Here is an 18,988-nt window from a genome sequence, read left to right as displayed (position 1 = left end):
CTCCCCACTAAAAAATAGTATGAATAATGAGCAACCTGAAATGGCACATTATTTGTAGGAGGTGGACAAGAAATGTCTAGAATTATTGGTGTGGAACAATCATTAACGAATATCGAAGATGCTTTAAAAGCACAAGGCTTTGAAGTCATCCAGCTTCGCAATGAAGAGGATGCGAAAAAATGTGATGCTTGTATTATTACAGGTCAGGATCGCGATGTCATGGGAATTAGTGATCCAGTTATGGAAGGTCCTGTGATTGATGCGAATGGACTATCGGCAAACGAGGTCGTTGAACGCGTCCAAAAATATTTCCACTAAAATCATTAGTGCTGTCTCTACGTCATTTTGACGAGAGCAGCACTTTCCTACATACAAATGGTCTCTACTTATAATACCTTGCGTTCTTGTACAAACTAATATACACGAACTTCAAAAAGTAGGGAGATATATGAGCCAAAAACAAATTGCGATTGTTATTTTAATGCTGACGACTACACTACTGCTATCAGGCTGTTGGGATGTAACAGAGCCGCAACGCATGTATTACGTACAAGGTGTGGGGGTTGACTACAAGGATAATGAATATACAGCATACTTACAAATTATCAACTTTGCTAACGTAGCGAAAACAGAATCAGCTAACCCTAATGCAGCGCCTACCGAAATTGGTCAAGCGAAGGGTAAGACAATAGAAGAAGCCATTTACAAATTGTATCGTTCAATGGACCAAGAAGTATTTTGGGGACATATGACCTTTCTTCTCTTCTCAGAGAGTGCCATGAAAGCTGAACATGCGATTGCGGTTATTGATACTTTTCTACGCTTTCGAGAGACAAGATATCATATTTGGGTTTACTGTACCCAAGATCCTATTGAGGATGTTTTATTAGTTTCTCCATTGTTAGAGAAATCACCAACTGCCACCAAATTAAGTAATCCTAAAAATACAGCGAAGCAGGAGTCATTTGTAGAGCCCGTTAATTTAAGACAGCTCGTCATAGGCTTAAATGAGCCCAACCACGAAATGAAAATTCCTTATGTAACCGTCAACGAAAACTGGGAGACAATGGATGGCCCCAAAACAGAAACCTTTTTTGCTGGCGTTGGTATTCTTTCAAAGGATAGTTTTAAAGGCTATATTAAAGGCAAATCTGCACGTGGAATAGAGTGGATGAATGATGAAACAAAGCAAGGAGAAATCACCGTCGAATTAGAAAATAATGAAAAAAGTGATTACTTAACCGTCGATATTAAAAAGCTAGATGTTAAAGTCAAGCCAATTGTGAAAGGTAATGATGTAAAGTTTGAGGTAAATTTAAAATTCGATACGATTTTAAATGGTTTTAAAGGAAAGCTGACACCCAATCAGGTAAGAAAAAAAGTAGAAAAAGCCGTCAAGGAAGAAATCCTAACTACCTTTGAGGAAGGACTAAAAATGGATGCGGATGTCTTTCGTCTATCCGAATATCTCTATCGCAGTAATGTAAAGGCTTGGAAGAGATTAGAGAAGGATGGCAAAATTCCTTTAAGCAAAGATTCCATCAGTAAAATCGATATTCATATTAATAAAGTAAGCCCTGGCCGTAAAACATTTGCAGAAACGATTACCGAATAATAGCTAGAGACCATCCAAAATGGCATGGTCTCTTTCTTATGGCCATCTTGTCATGCTATAGTAATGGAAAAGATGAGGAAACGTTAAACAGACAGGAGATCGAGGCGATGATAAAAGGCTTTGGAGGTATATTTTGGCGAACAAAGAATCTAGATTCTGTAAAAAAGTGGTATAGCGAAACCTTGATGCTAGAAATAAACGATTGGAATGGGACAATCATTAAACCCCAAGAAGGCAATGAAACGATCTTTTCTTTTTTCACTGAACAGGACAATTATTTTCCAGCAGAACAGCAAGTGATGTTAAATTTCCAAGTTCATGATGTAAACGAGATGATAAAGCATCTTGAACATCTTGATGTCCCACTCGCAAAACCTCTAGAGAGTAACGAATTTGGAAAGTTTATTTGGATTAAAGATCCAGAAGGTCGACTGATTGAGCTTTGGGAGAAATAGTTTACCCTTGCGTTATAAGTCAAAGAAAAAAGGACCAGACACTTGAGACTGGTCCTTCTTCCTATATTAATGGTTTGTTTTCTTATTAAGAATGTAATCCCGATAGACTAACAGAGCGACAAGAAGAAAGCTAAGGCTAACAAGTCGGAAAATCATTTCTATACTTATCCATTCAGCTAAAATTCCTAAGATAAATGCGCTCATACCTACTCCAACATCAAAACTGGAAAGAAAAGTGGCATTGGCTGCACCACTTTTGGCTTCACTTACTTTTTGAACAGCCCAGGTTTGTAGGCACGGCATAACGGTGCCATAGCCTGCACCAAATAAAATCGCGGCGATAATCAATGTGAAATTATTTGTAGTATAGGATAACACGATTAAAGATAGAAAACCGAAAATCGCTGACACAATAATGATCGACCATGGTCCATGCTTATCAAACCATTTCCCTGTAAAAGGACGTATTAAGGTGGAAACAATTGCGTTGATAAGAAAGAATAGAAAAATATGCTTTAATCCCTTTTGTTCACCAAAAAGGACTAAGAATGTAATAATAGCGCCAAAACCAAGCGTCGTCACAACAGTCAATACTGCTTGAAACCTTACTTCTTTTTCAAATATCGCTTCCATAAACCGAAATGGCTGCTTGTCATTTTGAATAGGTGTCGTTGCATGCACAAAGGAAAGCATTATGATCGCAAATAGGCTTAGGAGGGCTGACGACCAAATCAGCGTGTGAAAAGAAAAGGTACTGTAAATAAGGATACCGAGACTTGGTGCAACAATCGCTCCCACGGTTGTGGATACCGAGAAATAGCCCATTCCCTCTCCTAATCGAGCTTTAGGGATACTATCTACAGCCATTGTACTATTGGCTGTCGTGGATACACCCCACGCTTTTCCATGGAAAAGTCGGAGTAATAGGAAAATCCAAATCGTGTTAAGCAATGGATACAGCATTGTAATTAAGAGTAATGCTATACTTGCCATAATTGCCATTTTTTTCCGATTATGATCCATTAAATAGTACCCTACAAAAGGTCTTATCGTAATGGCACCTAGTGTAAATACCGTCGTCACCAAGCCTACTTGCATCGGATTGGCGTTTATGCTTAATAAATAGGCTGGTAAAATAGGCAATAGCATTTCAAATCCTATAAAAATAAAAAAATTACTTATGAATAGAAAAAGAAATGATGAAGTAAAAATTGGTTGTTTTTTCATAGTAAATTCCTCGCTTCTAATTATTTTTCTAAATTAGAAGCGCTTGGAACACTGCAACATTCCTTAATTGTCTTAGTTTTTTTAGCAATTCACTCACCCTCTCTCAGTTTTATCACAACAAAAAAGACGCCCTAAAACCGGCGTCTACCAATTACTTTGTATGGTTAAAAAGTCATTTTTCACACATGACTGACAAAAGCAAAAAGCTTCCGGTTACTACTTTCACTATGCTGTTTTCTTAAAAAACCACAGACTGGTCCCTTTGAGCCTAAATCATCTAATTGTAAAAATGTCTTTACCTCAATCGCCGTTCTTCTGAAAATAGTTTCCATGACTTTTTGCCTCCTCTCTCAAGATCAATTCATAGCTTACTATAATTTAATACAAGTTTACCACAAAAGCAAATACAATGTTGAACTATGTATAAGACGCAACATATTTTCCACGCATTTACTATTTATAAAGTTCTTTCCTTGTCACCGTCTATTAATTGAACATGCACCTTGGAGGAGCCACCTCCCTCTATATGATTAGGAACATTTGTTAAATTGAGTAATTCCTTTAGATGAATAGCTTTTTCACGATTGGCCTCGATGGTCACATGATATGGCCCTGCTATATTCATAAGTGAATTCATCCGCTTATCGCCTTTAAAAAAATTCGTATCCATAAATTGTAAATCAAAGGACACAGCTTCATTGCTTCGATTATGTAAGACAATGGTACATTCCCCATTCATTAAGTCTTTTCTCACCATATCAAAACGACATTCTCCTTCCCCTTTGTATGAAATGGCCATAATGCCACTAGCAAAGGTTTCTTGGTATGCCACAATAAGCAAATGAGGTAAAAATGAATAAAGTAATACTACAATAACAAATGTTCGAAAATGATATTTGTTGATGCTCCTAAGTAGTAAAATCATAGCAATTATAAATAAAATCGAGCCAAAGATGCCAAGTAACACGTATCCATCTTGTGTTTCGATCGGAATTGACATGAATGTAGTATGTGCGATCATCGCTTCATTATAGGGATAAGGAAAAAACAGACACATACATATACCCAACATAACGATTGACCCGATAAACGCCTTTTTATTGTTAACCATATGCTGCCTCCTTTCTAAGGTAATAAGTAATATGCACATACCAAATTTACCATATATCCCCTAAACAAGGAATGAAGCCTATGAAAAACTTCTATTTTTAAAATAGTCAATCCGTCTGTAGGCTGAGATGTAGCACCGTCTATCGGACATTTCCAAATTTAAGGTAAATTGTTATAATTAAGCTCCGAGTGGGAATTACAAGAAGAAAGAGGTGTTTATATTGCGTATGAAAATATTCTGGTGGGCTGTAAATATTGTATGGTTATTGATCTTTTCTGGCATCGCCGTATTTATTGGGGCAAGAAATGTTGATGGTGCAGGGATTGTGCAAACACCTGAAGTGAAAATGGTTTCATTCATTATTTTGGGCATCATGTTTCTAATCGTTTTACTTGTGCAATTAATTTTTCTTTACTTTATTAAAAAAAGCACAAAAGCTCACTTTACGAAAATCACTTAAAAAGAAGCGAGAGGCTATATTAGCACTCGCTTCTTTTTCACCTTGATGCACATAACTCCCTATAATTACAGCCACGACAATGCCATTTTTCTTGTGTTTGTTCAAAGTCCTCGATGTCTACGGGCTCGTTGGAAAAAATATCTGCCTGATACTTTTTCATTTCTAAAACACTGCGCTGAAACGTATACAAAATATTCTCCATATCCATGTCTGTAAAACTATATTTCTTGCGCTTGCCTGTTAATAAATATTCATTATAGACCTCGATTTGCGCTAGAGACACACGGTATTTTTGCTGAACATAGTACGCGTAGAGGGCTAATTGCTGACGGTCATCATCAGATTCTCCACCGGTCTTCCAGTCAACAATAATCCATTTATCCCTCAGTTCATCATAATAATGAAAGTCCATAACAACGAATACCTGGACATCTTCTATTTTCATGGAGCGGAATTGCTCTGGTTCTCCGATACGGAGAGAGCCTTTTTGTGAGGTGATTTGCTGGAATGTTTCACTCATTAAAAAATGATTAAAAACTAGTCGTAAACGTTCTTTATAGTCTTGCACAAGCTCAGGAGAAAGGGTGCCATGATAATAGATTTCCTGCATCATATAATACTTATTTGGTTTTTGCCTCCAAAATTCAAGACGACGAGTGGAGTCAATAAAGGCTGCATTCAGCTGCCCGCGCCCCAATTGAATTAGCTCCTCTACTGTTGGAGCTTTTCCTGTTTGTAAATAATCATTAATGGCCTGCTCAATGTATCGATGGACAATTTGCCCAAATAAAATAGGCATCGATTGCAGCTTTTTTAAGCGATACACCTGTTGATGATATGGCTCCACATTGTAACTGAGCCACCCGTTATGTGAAAAGTAATATTCATAGCCGTATTTGCGGGCACAGCTTGTCAATGTTTTATGACGCGATAACGACCACGAAAAGGTTGGATAGGGTGAAATTTCAAACAGGACAATCACCTCCTAAAGCTGATGGATGAAATCATAAACAAGCTGTATAATCAGCACAATCGTTACAATACGCAGTAAAAGCTTTACCTGATGTGCTTTCACTTTTCTGGCTAGCACAAGCCCAATTTGTGCACCAATCGTCGAGCCAATCATTAAAATAAGCGTTAACGGCCATTCGATTTTCCCTGTAGCAATATAGGTAATCGCTGCTCCTGAGCACATTGCAAATACCCCTACCCGTGATAGCCCCACGGCTTTAATATAGGAAATCTTCTCATGTGCATATGTATAAAGCGCCAATGTACTACTGCCCGGACCAAACATACCGTCATAAAAGCCAACTCCAAGAAGGATAGGACCGTTTTTTCGATTCATCGTAAAACGTTCCTTGTCGCCAAAATCAGCTCCACCCATAAAGGACATGACAAGCGCAAAGCCAAGTAAAATAATAGCAATGAACGTTAATGATTGACTACTCATGAATGAAGCGAAAAGTCCCCCCAATGTACCTCCGATTAAAGAGACAAGTAACACCGAACGCATTTCGTTCCATGCTAATTCCTTACGTTGATAAATTGTATAAAAGCTTGAAAAAGCACTCACCATATTGGACACTTTATTTGCGCCAATAGCCGAATGGACGGGTACACCGATTAGCATCATCGTTGGCAAGGTAATTAAGCCACCACCCCCAACTAACGTCCCAATGACATTCCCAATGATGCCAATAAGTAAAAACAACAAGTATTCCATAATATCCTTCTTTCCCTAACACAAAAAGCAATCATTCTATGATACAGTATAACAGATTGTTATTATCAATGATGATGGAAATGAGGAGCAAGGATGCATATACAACAAAAAACACCTACACCACGCTTTTGTCACCAGTTAACGGTTATTGTGGCGACTATTTTTCTAGCTGGCATTACAGCGACACTCATTCAATACGGCAAGCTCCCTGCCATGATTCCTGTCTTGCAAAGCTTCACGAGTGAACATGCCCAATTCGGTCCAAAAATTGCTATTTTTTATTTACCCTTTGTGGCTCTTATGCTCTTTCTACTTTTACACTATTTAGAGATAAAGGCAGCTTATCCTGTGATGCGTAAAAATAAAGCACCTCTCTCCCATAAACAGCGACAAAATGGCATCCTTACGTTTTGTCTCATCAAAAATAGTATTCTATTGTATTTTACCTACTCCCTATTCAATGACCTGACGGTAGCTCTAGGTCGTGAACGTATTTTACAACAATGGCATGCTTACTTATTTTTACTGCTGTTATTTGGCATCTTCATGATAGGGATTGTGCGAGGCATTTTGTTGGCTAAAAAAAGTTAATGTAAAAAAAGAGAGCATGTTTTAACAATAAACATGCTCTTCTTAGATTAATTATTATTCAATGGATGTCATTAATTCATAAAAATATTTTTTCTCCTGCGTCTCATAAAGCTTATACCAAGCATGTAATGTTTCAGGTGTAAAAACATCTAGTAGCCTCAAAACATGGTAGGCAAAATCCAAAGGTGCAATGCCAGATGCCGTTACTAAATTCCCTTCAGTTACGGCTGGCTTCTGTTTAAAATGTTCATCCCCAATATAATGTGGACAAAGCATCTTCAAGTATTCGAGATCGTTGCTCGTATGTTGTCTTGTATCAAGCAAACCAACCTTTGCAAGACCAAATGTTGCACCACAAATTGCAGCTACGAAAACATCTTCATTCAACGCTTTTGAGACTTCATTCAATATAGGCTCATGAATAGATTCTAGCCATGTATTGCCTCCTGGGAGAATCAAGACATCCATGCTATTCAAGTGACATTCAGCAACGGCCATCGTTGGAAGTATGGTGATGCCACCCATCGTCGTAACAGGACTTCTATCAATCCCTACTGTCATCACCTCTAAAGGCTCTAACCCCTTTTTAAAATATCTACCTGTATTTAATTCGGCCATTAAATACCCTATCTCCCAATCTGCCATCGTATCAAATACATAAAGATACACTTTTCTTGTCTGCATAATAAACACTCCTTTTATTGAAACTATGCTTAGTATAAAAAAACTTTACTGACATTCTCCGTCAGTAAAGTTTTCATTTTCATAAAAATGGATGAGCTCATATAGAACGTCAATTATCTTTTGCTTTAGACTTATGGGTTCTACTACTTGGATTGATTTTCCATAGGGAAAAAGTAAATAGGGTACATATGTATGTAGTGCTTCCTCATCTACTAAAAATATTGCGTTCTTATTGGTGCGTTCTTGGAGGTGATACTTTAAAAACCAATGCTGACTGATTGCATCCACAGCACTTGTCTTTCCACAAATGATGAAGGGCACAAGGTTCTGTTTATCTTCGGCTTGGGGAAAAAGGCTTTTCATAAAAAAATCGCTGGCAGAGAAAGATTGTGGTCGTTGGAAGGGAATGCCTGTTTGATGCAGACTACTAATTCGGCCTACTTTAAAAGTACGGATTTCATTTCTTACATGACAAAATGCAACGACATACCAGTTTTGTTTCCAATAAACCAAACCATATGGATTAACCACCCTAGACTTAGATTGCTCTTCATTATTAGTATGGTATTCCATTTCTATAGATGTTCCCTTTACTATACTCTCTTCTAATTTTTTTAACAGTGGCTCCAAGGAAGATTCATCAGGACCGATTATCTCGAAACCTTGTAAATGCTGTTGAATCATTTTTTCTTGCTCTTGATTTGAATACATTGTAAGCTTTGCTGTTGCACTGTTTAATGCCTCATCTAAAAAATAGCCAGCTTCTTTTGCAAAAATAGAAGCATGAAGTAATGCCGCTTTCTCATCAACATCAAAAATAAGAGGACTTTTAATAAAATTATTTAACAGGGTATATCCTCCATGATGACCTGTTTCAGCTATAATCGGCACACCACTGGCAGAAAGTGAGTTAATATAGCGGTAAACGGATCTGATATTAATCTCTAATTTTTCAGCGATTTCTTTCGCGGTAATTTTCCTACCTGAATTCAACATCCATAAAATCTGCATCATATGATCCATTTTAGACAAACATTTTCACCTCATTGAATTAATTTATGATTTCTGACACAAAATCAGGCTACCTGATACTGTTATCAAGTAGCCCTTCCATTATGCCTTTACCAATTCATCTTCCATTTGCTTAAAATTATGTATTAAACCGTATTTCTGTATGCCACGTGCTTGTTGAATGCTGGCATCCGCGAATTGGCGGAAATTAGCCTGATCCTTTATTGTACAGGCATAGACCGCTTCAATTGCAGGTTGCATCCACGGCTGTGTTAATTTATCACTTCTCATATCGGCCGCTCGACCTTCCAGCGCAGCAATATAGCATAGTGCATAGCTAGTTAAAGGCTCCTTATCAATTTGTCTTGCGGCTACTTTAGCAGCACCAAGATTTTCCTCCATAATGGCCTTAATAAAGAGGTAATTGTACTTAATGGCTGGCTGCTTATAATGATGGATGATGACATCGATTGCCTGAATCTGTTCCTCTTTTGTCCCGTAAGCTGATGCATAGAGAGCAGCAAATATAGGCTCTTTTCGGTGATTTTTAACCCATTTATCCACCTGCTCCATATTGTTTGTGCGATATAAAATATGTATATGGCGATAAATCATCCCTACCGCAATTAATGCAAATATCCCAAGAGAGATGGATAGACGAACACCCGCTAAGGACAGCGTCAATGCCAATAAAATAATAGCTAAATAAAAGAATGTTAATTTAACAATTTTCATATTACCTCCTACTGTAATTTCCTACGCATTTTACGAGAAAAGATATAGCCTGCCCCTATAAAAAAGATAAGAGCCATCACTTTCATAATAGGAATAATAAACAGCTTGCTAATAACGACTACAACGAGGATATAATAGACAACCATCGCCAGTAAAAACAATGTCAGCTTATTCACGAAGTTCCCTACTTTCCTTTAGTGCCGCCTCAATCGCTGCTAAAGCTTTTGGACCCATCCCATGAAGATGAGCTAATGTAGAAAGCTCAACTCTTTCTAGCTGCTTCAATTCTGTATAGCCCGCTGCATGTAATGCGCGAATTGCTGGTTTCGCTACTCCCTTAGGCCACTCTGTCATGCTTGCACGTCCCTTCACGAAAAAATCTTCTCTGCCCTATTATGCAAGTGACAGCAAAGAAATGCAAATAAGTCAAAATTTAAACATATACAAGCACGCCGCTATGAAATTTACAATACTATGGATACTCCAGCTAGTGACAATGGAACCTCCAGCAATTCGTTCGTTCACCCAGCCCATCACATAGCCAGCAAGCGCTGTAGTAAGCACAACTAATAAGATTACATGAAGCGGAAGCACCGACCATAGCATGGCCCCATGAACACAGCCAAAAACAATACTTTGCAACAGATTTGCTCCTTGAAAATCAAAAATCTTCATCAATCTCTTTAATAAAAAGCCGCGAAATAATAGCTCCTCTGATAAACCTGTTTGAATAATAGCGTAGAAAAGTGCTGGAATGACGGCAGCAGCTCCAAGTCCCGCGAATTGATTCGCCGCTAGCAAAGAGCGATCAATATAGAAAAAGACTAGCGCAAAGCTCGGTATTAACATCGTGAAAGTAGAAAGTACAATGTACATAGCATACCTTCCCTTGTGCACAATAATAGGCTTTTGCAATCCTATCCACGTTAAAAAGAGCTGTTTTTTCTCGCTGTACAAAGCCACCAAATAAACGGAATCACTGAAAATAACATCACTTGCAAAATGGCACTGATTAAACTATTCATCATCTTATTTCCCCTCCTGTTTACTACAAGCATAGAAGAAAGTGCCATTTTTTTCAATAGTTATTTAACGATAAACATTAAATCATTTATCTTTATTGTTAATTATTAAATGTTTTACAATAAAAAAACGATGTCAAAGGGCTTCTCCTTTGTCTTTTCAGTTATTTTCATTTATACTCTATTACAGATATTAAAGGTCTGTAATAGATATGATAAAACACTGGAGGCTATCACAATGCGTACATTATCTACACATTTATTAGAAAAGGCACGAACATATGAGCACAGCACAAGAATTTCAGTGCCTGCCTATGACACATTATTTGCCGTGACACAAGCCTATTTCCGGATGCATTTAGGAGAACAAGAAGCATCCCTGCTTGTTGTAGGAGCTGGTGGGGGTAACGAGCTTTCTGCATGGGGACCAACAAACCTTAAATGGATGTTCACTGGGGTTGATCCATCTGAGGAAATGCTCCAAATCGCACAACATAAAGCCGTACAACTGGATATTGAAAGTCGCGTTCAGTTACTACAAGGAACAATTGAGCGCTTACCCCAATCAACACCGAAATTCGATGCGGCAAGCTGTATCCTCGTTCTTCATTTTATTGAAGATCGACAGGAGAAACTCCATTTACTGCAAAACATTCACAAGCAATTAAAACCTGGAAAGCCCTTTGTCCTCGCTTGTGCCTACGGAGAACGAGAAAGTGACGAGCTACAAGATCGCATCAAAATATGGCAAAGCTACTTTTTAGATGCCGGCTATACAAAAGAAAAGGTAGATAGCATGGGCAAGGGCATCATGAATATTTCCTTCCTCTCTGATCAAGAAATCCAACAGCTATTAAGTGAAGCGGGCTTTCAAAACATTACCCGTTTTTTCTCATCAGGTCTCTTCGCAGGATGGATGAGCCACGCCTAACCACAAAGCCCCCACCATAGTCACAATCAATGGTGGGGGCTGAAACTTAGATTTATAGTGGTATTGAGCGGGCTCTCAACCAACATTCATCACATCGAAAAAAATTACCAATAAATACTGTAATAATAAACAGTTTCATCAATCGTCATGCCCATTTTTTCATAGAGCTTCTGTGCTTGGACATTATCTCTGGCAGTTTCTAGCATCATGTAACGCGCATCTTCCTGCTGACAATAGATATAGCATTGCTCCATCAACGCCTGTGCTACACCTTGTTTTCTGGCTTGTTTCGCCACAAATAAATCATTTAAGAGAAACGCTCGTTTCATAGCGACGGATGAAAAGACTGGAAACAATTGTGCAAATCCAACTGGCTCCTCCTCCAAATATGCCAGAAAAATAATAGACTCTGCTCCCATTACTCGCTCCTGTATAAACTGCTCAGCTTGCTGTAAATCAGATGATTGTCCATAAAATTCACGATAGGCATTAAATAATGGGACTACGTCTCCCATCGTTTGCTGTGTCACCATACAAATTTTCATGTTTTGATCTCCATTTCCTTTTGATTGTCCTTCTAGTATGATGGTAGTAAATAATCTGACATTTCAAAAGAAACAGTTCCAAACATTTTAACATGTCAAGGTGGTGCCTGATGGACGATTTAATCTTTCTATTAACAGAAAAAGAGGCAAAATATAAGCAAGTGTACCAGCAAATTAAAGCACTTATTATGCAAGGTACACTTCAAACAGATGATTCCCTGCCCTCCATACGAAAACTTGCAGAAACTTTACAGGTCAGTCGTAATACTACATTAACTGCTTATGAACAGCTTGTGGCAGAAGGATACATACGTGGGGAGGGACGAAAAGGCTATTTCGTCAATGCACTAGAGCAGGTTTTTCTAAAGGAGCAGGAACAGTCCCCTATGACACAGCCAAAAAAGAAGGCTGCATCCTATCTTGTAGATTTTCGCGCTGGGGCTGTCGATCAGCAACATTTTCCCATGAAAACATGGCGCCAAATTGCCAATCAAGTATTACAGGAATCAACCTGTTACGAATATGGAGAACTGTTTGGAGAATCAGTGCTAAAGGAGCAGCTTGTGCAATATTTACTGCAAGCAAGAGGGGTTTATACAACGAGCGACAATATCGTTATTGGTAGTAGCACACAGCAAATGCTCTTGTATCTTGGATTTTTACTAAAAGAATCTTTCCCAAGCATTCTTTTGGAAGACCCTGGCTATGATGGTGCACGGGAAGCCTTCCAGTTACATCACTTCGAAATAGAGCCACTACCTGTAATGGAAACAGGAGCTCAACTTGACATACTCCAAAACTGTCAATCACGCTTAATGTATGTCACCCCGTCACATCATTTCCCATACGGTGTGTCCATGTCTATTCAGCAGCGACAGACCTTAATACAATGGGCTCAACAAGTCGATGGTTATATTCTAGAGGATGATTATGATGGAGAGTTTCGCTATACACAACAGCCATTTCCTGCCCTTGCTTCCATCGACTCATCAAGGGTAATCTATCTCGGCACCTTCTCCAAATCGTTTTTACCAGGTGTGCGTTTAAGCTATATGGTGCTACCAAATGCACTTGTTCAGCCCTATAAAGAGCGTTTTGCTCATTTTGAACAAAATGCTTCGTCCCTCCATCAACGCACAATGGCCCAATTTATGGCGCAGGGGGAATGGACACGCCATATTAAACGAATGCGTTTGACCTATAAACAAAAAATGCAGCACCTTGTACAGGAGCTACAACGACATTTTGGTCAGCAAATAACCGTGTTAGGCGAGCAATCAGGACTCTATGTATTAGTGAAGATAAAGTCTCCACTTTCTGAGCAGCAGCTGATCCAACGAGCGGCGACTTACGGTGTGAAGGTTTATCCGACAAGCCCCTTTTTTATCCATCAAAAAAATGAGGAACCAATGCTGCAATTAGGCTTTAGTAAATTAGCGTTGGAAGAAATCAAGCTGGGCATCGAGCTGTTAAAAGAGGCGTGGCAGCCATAACCTTCAACGTTATGGCTCTTACCATACCACTTAAAAATAATCAATAAATGTTGGGATACCTACTGGTAAAACCGCCTCGAGCAATGCAATTTCCTCTGTACGTCCCTGTAATCGTTCAATTCGTTCTAAATAGGTTGGACGTTTGTAGCCTAACAGCATAGTAGCCAGTGTTTGCACTGTTAAATGCACAGCATTCGCGTTCAACGTCTCACTTACCTTCTGCACAGAAAGGTTTCCATCTTTCATTTTGATGATGTAGGTGCCATTATTCCACGCCACAGTGCGATCACTGACAGCTAGCTGAAGCTCGAAATTCTGACCAATAAATGGATAGCGCATTAAAAATTCTTTGACATCGACGATTCTTGCCATGAAATAAGGCGATACCTTTTGAATGATCTCACTGTCCTCTAATAGAAAGGCTACCGCTTCATTACCAGTTGTTTTCCCGTAGACATTGTAGACCATTGAGCTGTGAGCCGAGACGAAATTCCATAAACCTTTACGAGCCTCTTCCTGCAAATAGACGATTTCATCAATGTAATAATTTTCCTCCATAATACGATAGAACATGTAGCCCTGTGCCACATCTTCTTCATCATAGTAGACCGCCGCCTGAAGGTTCACATCACTATCTATAAATTTCTCCTCCCAGAAATCCTCCTGAAATTTCTCGTTCCAGGCAATACTATTGCGCACCATTACCCCATGCGTTTTCTGCGCATAGCGTGCGTAGATAGCCACCACATCCTCATGCTTCGGATCAACTCGGCGAATTTTCCCATTAAGCCCTGCATAATGCGGAAGCTGTGTATCCTTCACTTGAAATTCCACAATATCACTCATAATTTCCCATCCCTTTTTGCGGTAATAAGGGATAGAATATGGAAATAAATAGGATATATAATGTCCTTCATTTCGCATACTTTGCAGACTTTCAATTATCAAACTCTCCATTAAGCCATGTCCCGAATATTCAGGGTATGTCCCAACTGCTGTGATGCCACCCATTTCATAAATCTTGCCATGCACATTCACCTCAAAAGGCAAACTTAAAATTTGCGATACAAGCTGTGAACCATCAAACCACCCGATCGCATGCCCTTCATTAAATTGCCTACTCTTAGCATTCACAAAGCGACGATCCTTGTGAATGGACATTGACATTTGAAAGACATAATTCAGTAAATCAATGGACTGTGCCATTTCATCCAATCGAATTTCTCGCATGATTAAGCCTTTTCGTTGATTCATGATTCCCTCTCCTCATCAAATAACTCTCTTAATATCGACTGTGGTGCATCTAAAAAACGTTTGGTCACAATATAATGAATGGTATCCTCATAGCGAATGGATTCAATTTCTCCTTGATCAAAACTATAAATCGTTGCATTCGGATAGCCAAGCAAAATGGGTGAGTGTGTAGCAATAATAAATTGTGCCTCATGCTCAAGGTCCTTGATTATTTTCAGCAAGCTCAGCTGCCTCGTTGGTGACAATGCCGCCTCAGGCTCATCCAATAAATAAATGGCTTTACCCTTAAAACGATTCATAAATAACGCAAGAAAGGATTCACCATGAGATTGATGGTGTAGTGATTTCCCACCAAAAGCAGCATATTTGTTTGGATGGCGCTCTAACAAATCAATATGACTGGCAAATTGATAAAATGTTTCTGATCGAAGAAAAAACCCATTCGATATTTTCGGCAGCCACGACAAACGGATATATTCCCCCAATGAAGATTCCGCCTTATGTACTTCATATAAATTTTGACGACCGCCACCAGCCGTATTGAAATCGCAACGATCAGCAATCGCCTCCAGTAATGTTGATTTCCCCGAACCATTTTCCCCAACAAAGAACGTCACATTTGTCGGGAATTCTAGCTCATGCAAATCCTGCAAGCTTGGAATATTAAAAGGATACTCCTGTTTATTGGGAATCGTATCCTGTAACACCTTACATGACTTTAAATACATTTCATTTCCTCCTTACTCTTATTATAGCGAACATCCCTCAAGCTGAAACGTAATCCACCTACCTGTTTGATTGAAATGTTACCTTTTTATGTATCCACCCGAGCCAGCCCAACATAAATAGCTTAAAACAGCTGACGAAGTCCCTACCATTTTCACAACTCGCTATGAGATATTTCCCGAGAAATAAATAAAAAACATGTCGAAAGTTGCAATTCCTACATGTAGTATCATGTCATATTTTTGATTTTTTTATAAAAAAAGTGGACATTGACCTCCTCTCTAACTGATTAAGTGAATGATTTCCCTGCAACATGCAGTAGTGTTTTCCATTGCAATTTTATTTCGCAGTGGCTTGCTGAATAAGCGGGGTGCCTCTCTTTTCGATCACCTTGGAACCCTTTCTGAGCGATTCCATCCACTTTTGGATTACTTTCATTACCTAAATTGATCCGATTCGAAAAAAGGTTCAATACCTATTTCTTTTAATAAGAATTTCCGATGACTTCTTTTATCTACCAAATGTTGTTTAGGTATTAAAATTTCTTCTCTTAATCGCTGAAACAAATTCGGGTTATGCTCTGGAAACCATTCCTCATATCTGACCCCTTGATTTAATTCTATTTTTATTAAAAATAAAACAATATCTTCATACATATACGGGAATTCTTTCTCTATCTGCTCATGATGTGCTAACAGTGCATAAAGATAATCTTTAAAACGATAAAATCGCTTCTGGTCTAATGGATTGGAGCTCCATTTTTTATTTTCCTCCCACTCTTGTATGGGCTGAAATATCTGAAGAGAACCCGTTTCCCAAGTACCCAGCATACAAGTAAATGCAGCTATAGCGTATCTTCTTGTTTCATCATCTGGATCTCCAAAATATTTATAGTAATCCTCCCGATACTTACTAAAATTTCCGCTAGTATGATAACCCCCAATAGCAAAACCCTCCAACCCTCGTTTTGCTTGTTCAATGATATTATTTGTCATTCTACTTACTCGCCTCCTTTTCTTTACTATCTAATCATGTTAATATAACGTGATATTAACATAATTAACCAACCGGAAATGTAAAATATATTTATTCCATTCACCCACAATATGACTATTAAGTATTGTATGGGATTCTACGCCTCTTTCCCCTCACTAAGTTATAAACTTCTATAGGAAACTAATTACTAGTTTTCCTCTGTGCTTGGCTCTCTCATTTTATGATTACCTTCAGTAACTCGATGAGCGGGTTTCCTCTCTTTATGATCACCTCTAACGGCTTTTCGAACGGTTTCATTCATTCTTTGCTCACCATCTCCAAAGTTCTAACTATTATCTTTCGCTCATAAATTGAGTAACAATCAAAAGTCAGAAGGAGAATCGCGATGTTTGTGACGCATTACTACGAAAACAAGACGTCCGTTTTAAGTCAATTGCTCGTCAAGCTACCTACTGTGGATGAAGATATTCGCATTAAAGGGCGCAAGGCAAAGGTGTTGGAGGTACTTCAAGTTGATGACAACAATTTTCATGTGAAGATATTATTCGAAAAAATCCCTAAAAAGCAGCCTCTTAAAGAGCTTGGAAAGAAAAAGAGATAATCAACTAAAACATGGTTTATTCCCTTAATTTTCGGGAATAAAATAGGTAATGATTGCGAATCATTCACTTTAAATTTCTTCAAGCAAAACCGTTGACTTTTTAATTGATAACAATTATCATTATCAATAGATTATTTCTTTCTCCAAATTGCTTCATTCAGAATCCCCCTCTTTTTTGAATAAGCATGTATCAAACGGATATTCTTACATCAGACTAAGAGTATCCGTTTTTATCTGTACATGAGGAGAACTTTACATACTAAAGGAGCTGTTTTGACATGGATTATCGTATTGAAAAAGACACTATGGGTGAAATTAAAGTACCTGCTAATAAAATTTGGGGCGCGCAAACACAGCGCAGTAAAGAAAATTTCCAAATTGGTACAGAACAAATGCCAATCGAGCTTGTGCAAGCTATGACAATCCTAAAGAAAAGTGCGGCGATTGCGAATAATAAACTAGGCAAACTTTCTGATATTAAAGCAAATGCCATCGTGCAGGCTGCAGATGAAATTTTAAATGGTCAATGGGACGATCAATTTCCTCTTGTGGTTTGGCAAACTGGTAGTGGTACACAATCCAATATGAATGTGAATGAAGTCATTGCTCACCGTGCGAATCAACTATTAGAGGATGCTGGTGAAGCGGACCGTATTCATCCAAATGATGATGTCAATAAATCACAAAGCTCAAATGATACATTCCCAACAGCATTGCATATTGCGGCTGTTTTAAAAGTGGAAGATTATTTATTACCAAGACTACGTTTACTAAAGGCAACTTTGGAAGATAAAGCAGCTCAATTTAAGGACATTATTAAAATTGGTCGTACGCATTTACAGGACGCGACACCTCTCACATTAGGTCAAGAAATTAGTGGTTGGGCAGCCATGCTCTCAAAATCAGAGCATATGATTATCCAAAATATTGACTATATGAAGGAGCTTGCAATTGGTGGAACAGCGGTCGGTACAGGAATCAATGCTCACCCTGAATTTGGTGATCGTGTGGCTGAGGAAATTAGTGAGCTAACAGGCAAACAATTTACATCAGCTACAAATAAATTCCATGCCCTAACGAGTCATGATGAAGCAGTTGTAGCACACGGTGCATTAAAGGCTTTAGCGGCTGATTTAATGAAAATTGCCAATGACGTTCGCTGGCTAGCAAGTGGCCCTCGTTCAGGTATTGGGGAAATTACGATCCCAGAAAACGAACCAGGCTCTTCCATTATGCCAGGTAAAGTAAACCCTACCCAAAGTGAAGCAATGACAATGGTTGTCACACAAGTAGTTGGAAATGACGCAACAATTGCCTTCGCCGCTTCTCAAGGTAACTTTGAATTAAACGTCTTTAAACCAGTCATCATTTACAACTTCTTGCAATCAACTCGCCTATTAGCGGATACAATGAAATCATTTAACGACCATTGTGCAGTAGGCATTGAACCAAACAAAGAAGTACTCGATCATAATTTACAAAATTCATTAATGCTTGTAACAGCGTTAAACCCATATATTGGCTATGAAAACGCAGCAAAAATCGCAAAACAGGCCCACAAAGAAGGTACGACCTTAAAGGCAGCAGCCATCGCAAGTGGCTTACTTACAGAAGAACAGTTCGATGAATATGTAGACCCAGCAACAATGATTTATCCCAACGTAAAATAATGAAAGCGACCATAAAAAGATTGATGCTAATGTGCTTCAATCTTTTTTTGTTTATGAGAAATATTTTTAGCATGGATGGAAGCAAAATTAAAAGACATGAATCTCGATAGACTATCGAATCCATGCCAAATAGCT

24 protein-coding genes are annotated in these 18,988 nt (G+C 38.5%); 9 read left to right on the top strand and 15 right to left on the bottom strand.

The genetic code is table 11. The features are described from left to right. Window positions 1–72 precede the first annotated feature (72 nt). The 3 genes from MKY76_RS09675 to MKY76_RS09665 all read left to right on the top strand — a co-directional run bounded on the left by MKY76_RS09675 (window position 73) and on the right by MKY76_RS09665 (window position 2,070). Window positions 73–318, top strand: a complete 246-nt coding sequence (locus tag MKY76_RS09675; RefSeq protein WP_004228871.1) for a YkuS family protein — start codon at window positions 73–75, stop codon at window positions 316–318. Window positions 319–448: 130 nt separating this feature from the next. Then, complete coding sequence (locus MKY76_RS09670; protein WP_054548797.1) at window positions 449–1,615, top strand: Ger(x)C family spore germination protein; 1,167 nt, start codon at window positions 449–451, stop codon at window positions 1,613–1,615. 107 nt (window positions 1,616–1,722) lie between these two features. Next, window positions 1,723–2,070, top strand: a complete 348-nt coding sequence (locus MKY76_RS09665) for a VOC family protein (RefSeq protein WP_342557722.1) — start codon at window positions 1,723–1,725, stop codon at window positions 2,068–2,070. A gap of 66 nt (window positions 2,071–2,136) precedes the next feature. On the opposite strand, the gene MKY76_RS09660 is transcribed toward MKY76_RS09665, so the two are convergent. The 3 genes from MKY76_RS09660 to MKY76_RS09650 form a co-directional block, all read right to left on the bottom strand. Further along, entirely contained in the window at window positions 2,137–3,297 is a 1,161-nt protein-coding gene (locus tag MKY76_RS09660; protein WP_342557721.1) for an MFS transporter, read from the bottom strand. Window positions 3,298–3,476: 179 nt separating this feature from the next. Then, entirely contained in the window at window positions 3,477–3,629 is a 153-nt protein-coding gene (locus MKY76_RS09655) for a hypothetical protein (protein ID WP_167444836.1), read from the bottom strand. A 125-nt stretch (window positions 3,630–3,754) separates the two neighbouring features. Then, a complete protein-coding gene (locus MKY76_RS09650) occupies window positions 3,755–4,408 on the bottom strand; it encodes a hypothetical protein (protein ID WP_342557720.1) in 654 nt (217 codons plus the stop codon). Between the two features lie 226 nt (window positions 4,409–4,634). Between MKY76_RS09650 and MKY76_RS09645 the strand changes: the two genes are divergently transcribed. Next, window positions 4,635–4,868, top strand: a complete 234-nt coding sequence (locus MKY76_RS09645) for a DUF3923 family protein (protein WP_066037514.1) — start codon at window positions 4,635–4,637, stop codon at window positions 4,866–4,868. 37 nt (window positions 4,869–4,905) lie between these two features. On the opposite strand, the gene MKY76_RS09640 is transcribed toward MKY76_RS09645, so the two are convergent. Together MKY76_RS09640 and MKY76_RS09635 are read right to left on the bottom strand one after the other, a co-directional pair. Further along, window positions 4,906–5,841 (bottom strand): PD-(D/E)XK nuclease family protein, encoded by a 936-nt coding sequence (locus MKY76_RS09640; RefSeq protein WP_342557896.1) that lies wholly within the window; start codon window positions 5,839–5,841, stop codon window positions 4,906–4,908. A gap of 12 nt (window positions 5,842–5,853) precedes the next feature. Next, window positions 5,854–6,594, bottom strand: a complete 741-nt coding sequence (locus MKY76_RS09635; protein WP_342557719.1) for a sulfite exporter TauE/SafE family protein — start codon at window positions 6,592–6,594, stop codon at window positions 5,854–5,856. A 93-nt stretch (window positions 6,595–6,687) separates the two neighbouring features. Between MKY76_RS09635 and MKY76_RS09630 the strand changes: the two genes are divergently transcribed. Next, window positions 6,688–7,185 carry a hypothetical protein gene (locus MKY76_RS09630; RefSeq protein ID WP_066037492.1) on the top strand — a complete coding sequence of 166 codons (498 nt, stop codon included), beginning with the start codon at window positions 6,688–6,690 and terminating at the stop codon, window positions 7,183–7,185. 54 nt (window positions 7,186–7,239) lie between these two features. Here the strand turns inward: MKY76_RS09630 and MKY76_RS09625 are convergent, their stop codons facing one another. The 6 genes from MKY76_RS09625 to MKY76_RS09600 all read right to left on the bottom strand — a co-directional run bounded on the left by MKY76_RS09625 (window position 7,240) and on the right by MKY76_RS09600 (window position 10,491). Further along, window positions 7,240–7,869: a type 1 glutamine amidotransferase family protein gene (locus tag MKY76_RS09625; RefSeq protein WP_259419062.1), complete on the bottom strand. Its 630-nt coding sequence runs from the start codon at window positions 7,867–7,869 to the stop codon at window positions 7,240–7,242. Between the two features lie 45 nt (window positions 7,870–7,914). Further along, on the bottom strand, window positions 7,915–8,901 hold the full coding sequence (locus tag MKY76_RS09620) for a YafY family protein (RefSeq protein WP_259948936.1): 987 nt from the start codon (window positions 8,899–8,901) through the stop codon (window positions 7,915–7,917). 81 nt (window positions 8,902–8,982) lie between these two features. Then, window positions 8,983–9,615 carry a hypothetical protein gene (locus MKY76_RS09615; RefSeq protein ID WP_131519892.1) on the bottom strand — a complete coding sequence of 211 codons (633 nt, stop codon included), beginning with the start codon at window positions 9,613–9,615 and terminating at the stop codon, window positions 8,983–8,985. An 8-nt stretch (window positions 9,616–9,623) separates the two neighbouring features. Then, window positions 9,624–9,791: a hypothetical protein gene (locus MKY76_RS09610; RefSeq protein ID WP_016993359.1), complete on the bottom strand. Its 168-nt coding sequence runs from the start codon at window positions 9,789–9,791 to the stop codon at window positions 9,624–9,626. Then, the gene (locus MKY76_RS09605) at window positions 9,784–9,969 is read right to left on the bottom strand and encodes a hypothetical protein (RefSeq protein WP_048390683.1); all 186 of its coding nucleotides are present in this window, start codon (window positions 9,967–9,969) and stop codon (window positions 9,784–9,786) included. Before MKY76_RS09605 ends, MKY76_RS09610 begins: the two co-directional genes overlap by 8 nt. A 72-nt stretch (window positions 9,970–10,041) precedes the next feature. Beyond that, complete coding sequence (locus tag MKY76_RS09600; protein WP_342557718.1) at window positions 10,042–10,491, bottom strand: CPBP family intramembrane glutamic endopeptidase; 450 nt, start codon at window positions 10,489–10,491, stop codon at window positions 10,042–10,044. Between the two features lie 384 nt (window positions 10,492–10,875). On the opposite strand from MKY76_RS09600, the gene MKY76_RS09595 reads away from it, so the two are divergent. Beyond that, a complete protein-coding gene (locus MKY76_RS09595; protein ID WP_342557717.1) occupies window positions 10,876–11,568 on the top strand; it encodes a methyltransferase in 693 nt (230 codons plus the stop codon). Between the two features lie 104 nt (window positions 11,569–11,672). On the opposite strand, the gene MKY76_RS09590 is transcribed toward MKY76_RS09595, so the two are convergent. Continuing rightward, window positions 11,673–12,113 (bottom strand): GNAT family N-acetyltransferase, encoded by a 441-nt coding sequence (locus tag MKY76_RS09590; RefSeq protein ID WP_066037487.1) that lies wholly within the window; start codon window positions 12,111–12,113, stop codon window positions 11,673–11,675. A 110-nt stretch (window positions 12,114–12,223) separates the two neighbouring features. Between MKY76_RS09590 and MKY76_RS09585 the strand changes: the two genes are divergently transcribed. Then, on the top strand, window positions 12,224–13,606 hold the full coding sequence (locus MKY76_RS09585) for a PLP-dependent aminotransferase family protein (protein ID WP_066037486.1): 1,383 nt from the start codon (window positions 12,224–12,226) through the stop codon (window positions 13,604–13,606). Window positions 13,607–13,636: 30 nt separating this feature from the next. Here the strand turns inward: MKY76_RS09585 and MKY76_RS09580 are convergent, their stop codons facing one another. The 3 genes from MKY76_RS09580 to MKY76_RS09570 all read right to left on the bottom strand — a co-directional run bounded on the left by MKY76_RS09580 (window position 13,637) and on the right by MKY76_RS09570 (window position 16,581). Next, window positions 13,637–14,860 carry a GNAT family N-acetyltransferase gene (locus MKY76_RS09580; protein ID WP_342557716.1) on the bottom strand — a complete coding sequence of 408 codons (1,224 nt, stop codon included), beginning with the start codon at window positions 14,858–14,860 and terminating at the stop codon, window positions 13,637–13,639. Then, a complete protein-coding gene (locus MKY76_RS09575) occupies window positions 14,857–15,588 on the bottom strand; it encodes an AAA family ATPase (RefSeq protein ID WP_048390527.1) in 732 nt (243 codons plus the stop codon). The genes MKY76_RS09580 and MKY76_RS09575 overlap by 4 nt, the downstream gene beginning before the upstream one ends. Before the next feature lie 435 nt (window positions 15,589–16,023). Beyond that, window positions 16,024–16,581, bottom strand: coding sequence for a hypothetical protein (locus tag MKY76_RS09570; protein WP_342557715.1), 558 nt, complete (start codon window positions 16,579–16,581; stop codon window positions 16,024–16,026). 386 nt (window positions 16,582–16,967) lie between these two features. On the opposite strand from MKY76_RS09570, the gene MKY76_RS09565 reads away from it, so the two are divergent. Together MKY76_RS09565 and fumC are read left to right on the top strand one after the other, a co-directional pair. Next, complete coding sequence (locus MKY76_RS09565) at window positions 16,968–17,183, top strand: hypothetical protein (RefSeq protein ID WP_259948915.1); 216 nt, start codon at window positions 16,968–16,970, stop codon at window positions 17,181–17,183. A gap of 278 nt (window positions 17,184–17,461) precedes the next feature. Beyond that, on the top strand, window positions 17,462–18,853 hold the full coding sequence (gene fumC / locus MKY76_RS09560; protein WP_066037483.1) for a class II fumarate hydratase: 1,392 nt from the start codon (window positions 17,462–17,464) through the stop codon (window positions 18,851–18,853). The last annotated feature ends 135 nt before the right edge of the window (window positions 18,854–18,988 follow it).

Origin of the sequence: Lysinibacillus sp. FSL P4-0201, assembly GCF_038593425.1 — a bacterium.
Lineage (GTDB): Bacteria > Bacillota > Bacilli > Bacillales_A > Planococcaceae > Lysinibacillus > Lysinibacillus capsici.
The sequence above is the reverse complement of the archived record's forward strand: the minus strand, read 5'-3'. Positions and strand labels throughout refer to the sequence as shown.

What these genes read in the sequence shown, in the direction of transcription:
- MKY76_RS09665 (WP_342557722.1), top strand. Translation starts at nt 1,723, where the DNA reads ATGATAAAAGGCTTTGGAGGTATATTTTGGCGAACAAAGAATCTAGAT.
- MKY76_RS09630 (WP_066037492.1), top strand. Translation starts at nt 6,688, where the DNA reads ATGCATATACAACAAAAAACACCTACACCACGCTTTTGTCACCAGTTA.
- MKY76_RS09670 (WP_054548797.1), top strand. Translation starts at nt 449, where the DNA reads ATGAGCCAAAAACAAATTGCGATTGTTATTTTAATGCTGACGACTACA.
- MKY76_RS09655 (WP_167444836.1), bottom strand. Translation starts at nt 3,629, where the DNA reads ATGGAAACTATTTTCAGAAGAACGGCGATTGAGGTAAAGACATTTTTA.
- MKY76_RS09590 (WP_066037487.1), bottom strand. Translation starts at nt 12,113, where the DNA reads ATGAAAATTTGTATGGTGACACAGCAAACGATGGGAGACGTAGTCCCA.
- MKY76_RS09585 (WP_066037486.1), top strand. Translation starts at nt 12,224, where the DNA reads ATGGACGATTTAATCTTTCTATTAACAGAAAAAGAGGCAAAATATAAG.
- fumC (WP_066037483.1), top strand. Translation starts at nt 17,462, where the DNA reads ATGGATTATCGTATTGAAAAAGACACTATGGGTGAAATTAAAGTACCT.
- MKY76_RS09645 (WP_066037514.1), top strand. Translation starts at nt 4,635, where the DNA reads ATGAAAATATTCTGGTGGGCTGTAAATATTGTATGGTTATTGATCTTT.
- MKY76_RS09565 (WP_259948915.1), top strand. Translation starts at nt 16,968, where the DNA reads ATGTTTGTGACGCATTACTACGAAAACAAGACGTCCGTTTTAAGTCAA.
- MKY76_RS09660 (WP_342557721.1), bottom strand. Translation starts at nt 3,297, where the DNA reads ATGAAAAAACAACCAATTTTTACTTCATCATTTCTTTTTCTATTCATA.
- MKY76_RS09635 (WP_342557719.1), bottom strand. Translation starts at nt 6,594, where the DNA reads ATGGAATACTTGTTGTTTTTACTTATTGGCATCATTGGGAATGTCATT.
- MKY76_RS09605 (WP_048390683.1), bottom strand. Translation starts at nt 9,969, where the DNA reads ATGACAGAGTGGCCTAAGGGAGTAGCGAAACCAGCAATTCGCGCATTA.
- MKY76_RS09675 (WP_004228871.1), top strand. Translation starts at nt 73, where the DNA reads ATGTCTAGAATTATTGGTGTGGAACAATCATTAACGAATATCGAAGAT.
- MKY76_RS09625 (WP_259419062.1), bottom strand. Translation starts at nt 7,869, where the DNA reads ATGCAGACAAGAAAAGTGTATCTTTATGTATTTGATACGATGGCAGAT.
- MKY76_RS09615 (WP_131519892.1), bottom strand. Translation starts at nt 9,615, where the DNA reads ATGAAAATTGTTAAATTAACATTCTTTTATTTAGCTATTATTTTATTG.
- MKY76_RS09575 (WP_048390527.1), bottom strand. Translation starts at nt 15,588, where the DNA reads ATGTATTTAAAGTCATGTAAGGTGTTACAGGATACGATTCCCAATAAA.
- MKY76_RS09650 (WP_342557720.1), bottom strand. Translation starts at nt 4,408, where the DNA reads ATGGTTAACAATAAAAAGGCGTTTATCGGGTCAATCGTTATGTTGGGT.
- MKY76_RS09595 (WP_342557717.1), top strand. Translation starts at nt 10,876, where the DNA reads ATGCGTACATTATCTACACATTTATTAGAAAAGGCACGAACATATGAG.
- MKY76_RS09580 (WP_342557716.1), bottom strand. Translation starts at nt 14,860, where the DNA reads ATGAATCAACGAAAAGGCTTAATCATGCGAGAAATTCGATTGGATGAA.
- MKY76_RS09600 (WP_342557718.1), bottom strand. Translation starts at nt 10,491, where the DNA reads ATGTACATTGTACTTTCTACTTTCACGATGTTAATACCGAGCTTTGCG.
- MKY76_RS09570 (WP_342557715.1), bottom strand. Translation starts at nt 16,581, where the DNA reads ATGACAAATAATATCATTGAACAAGCAAAACGAGGGTTGGAGGGTTTT.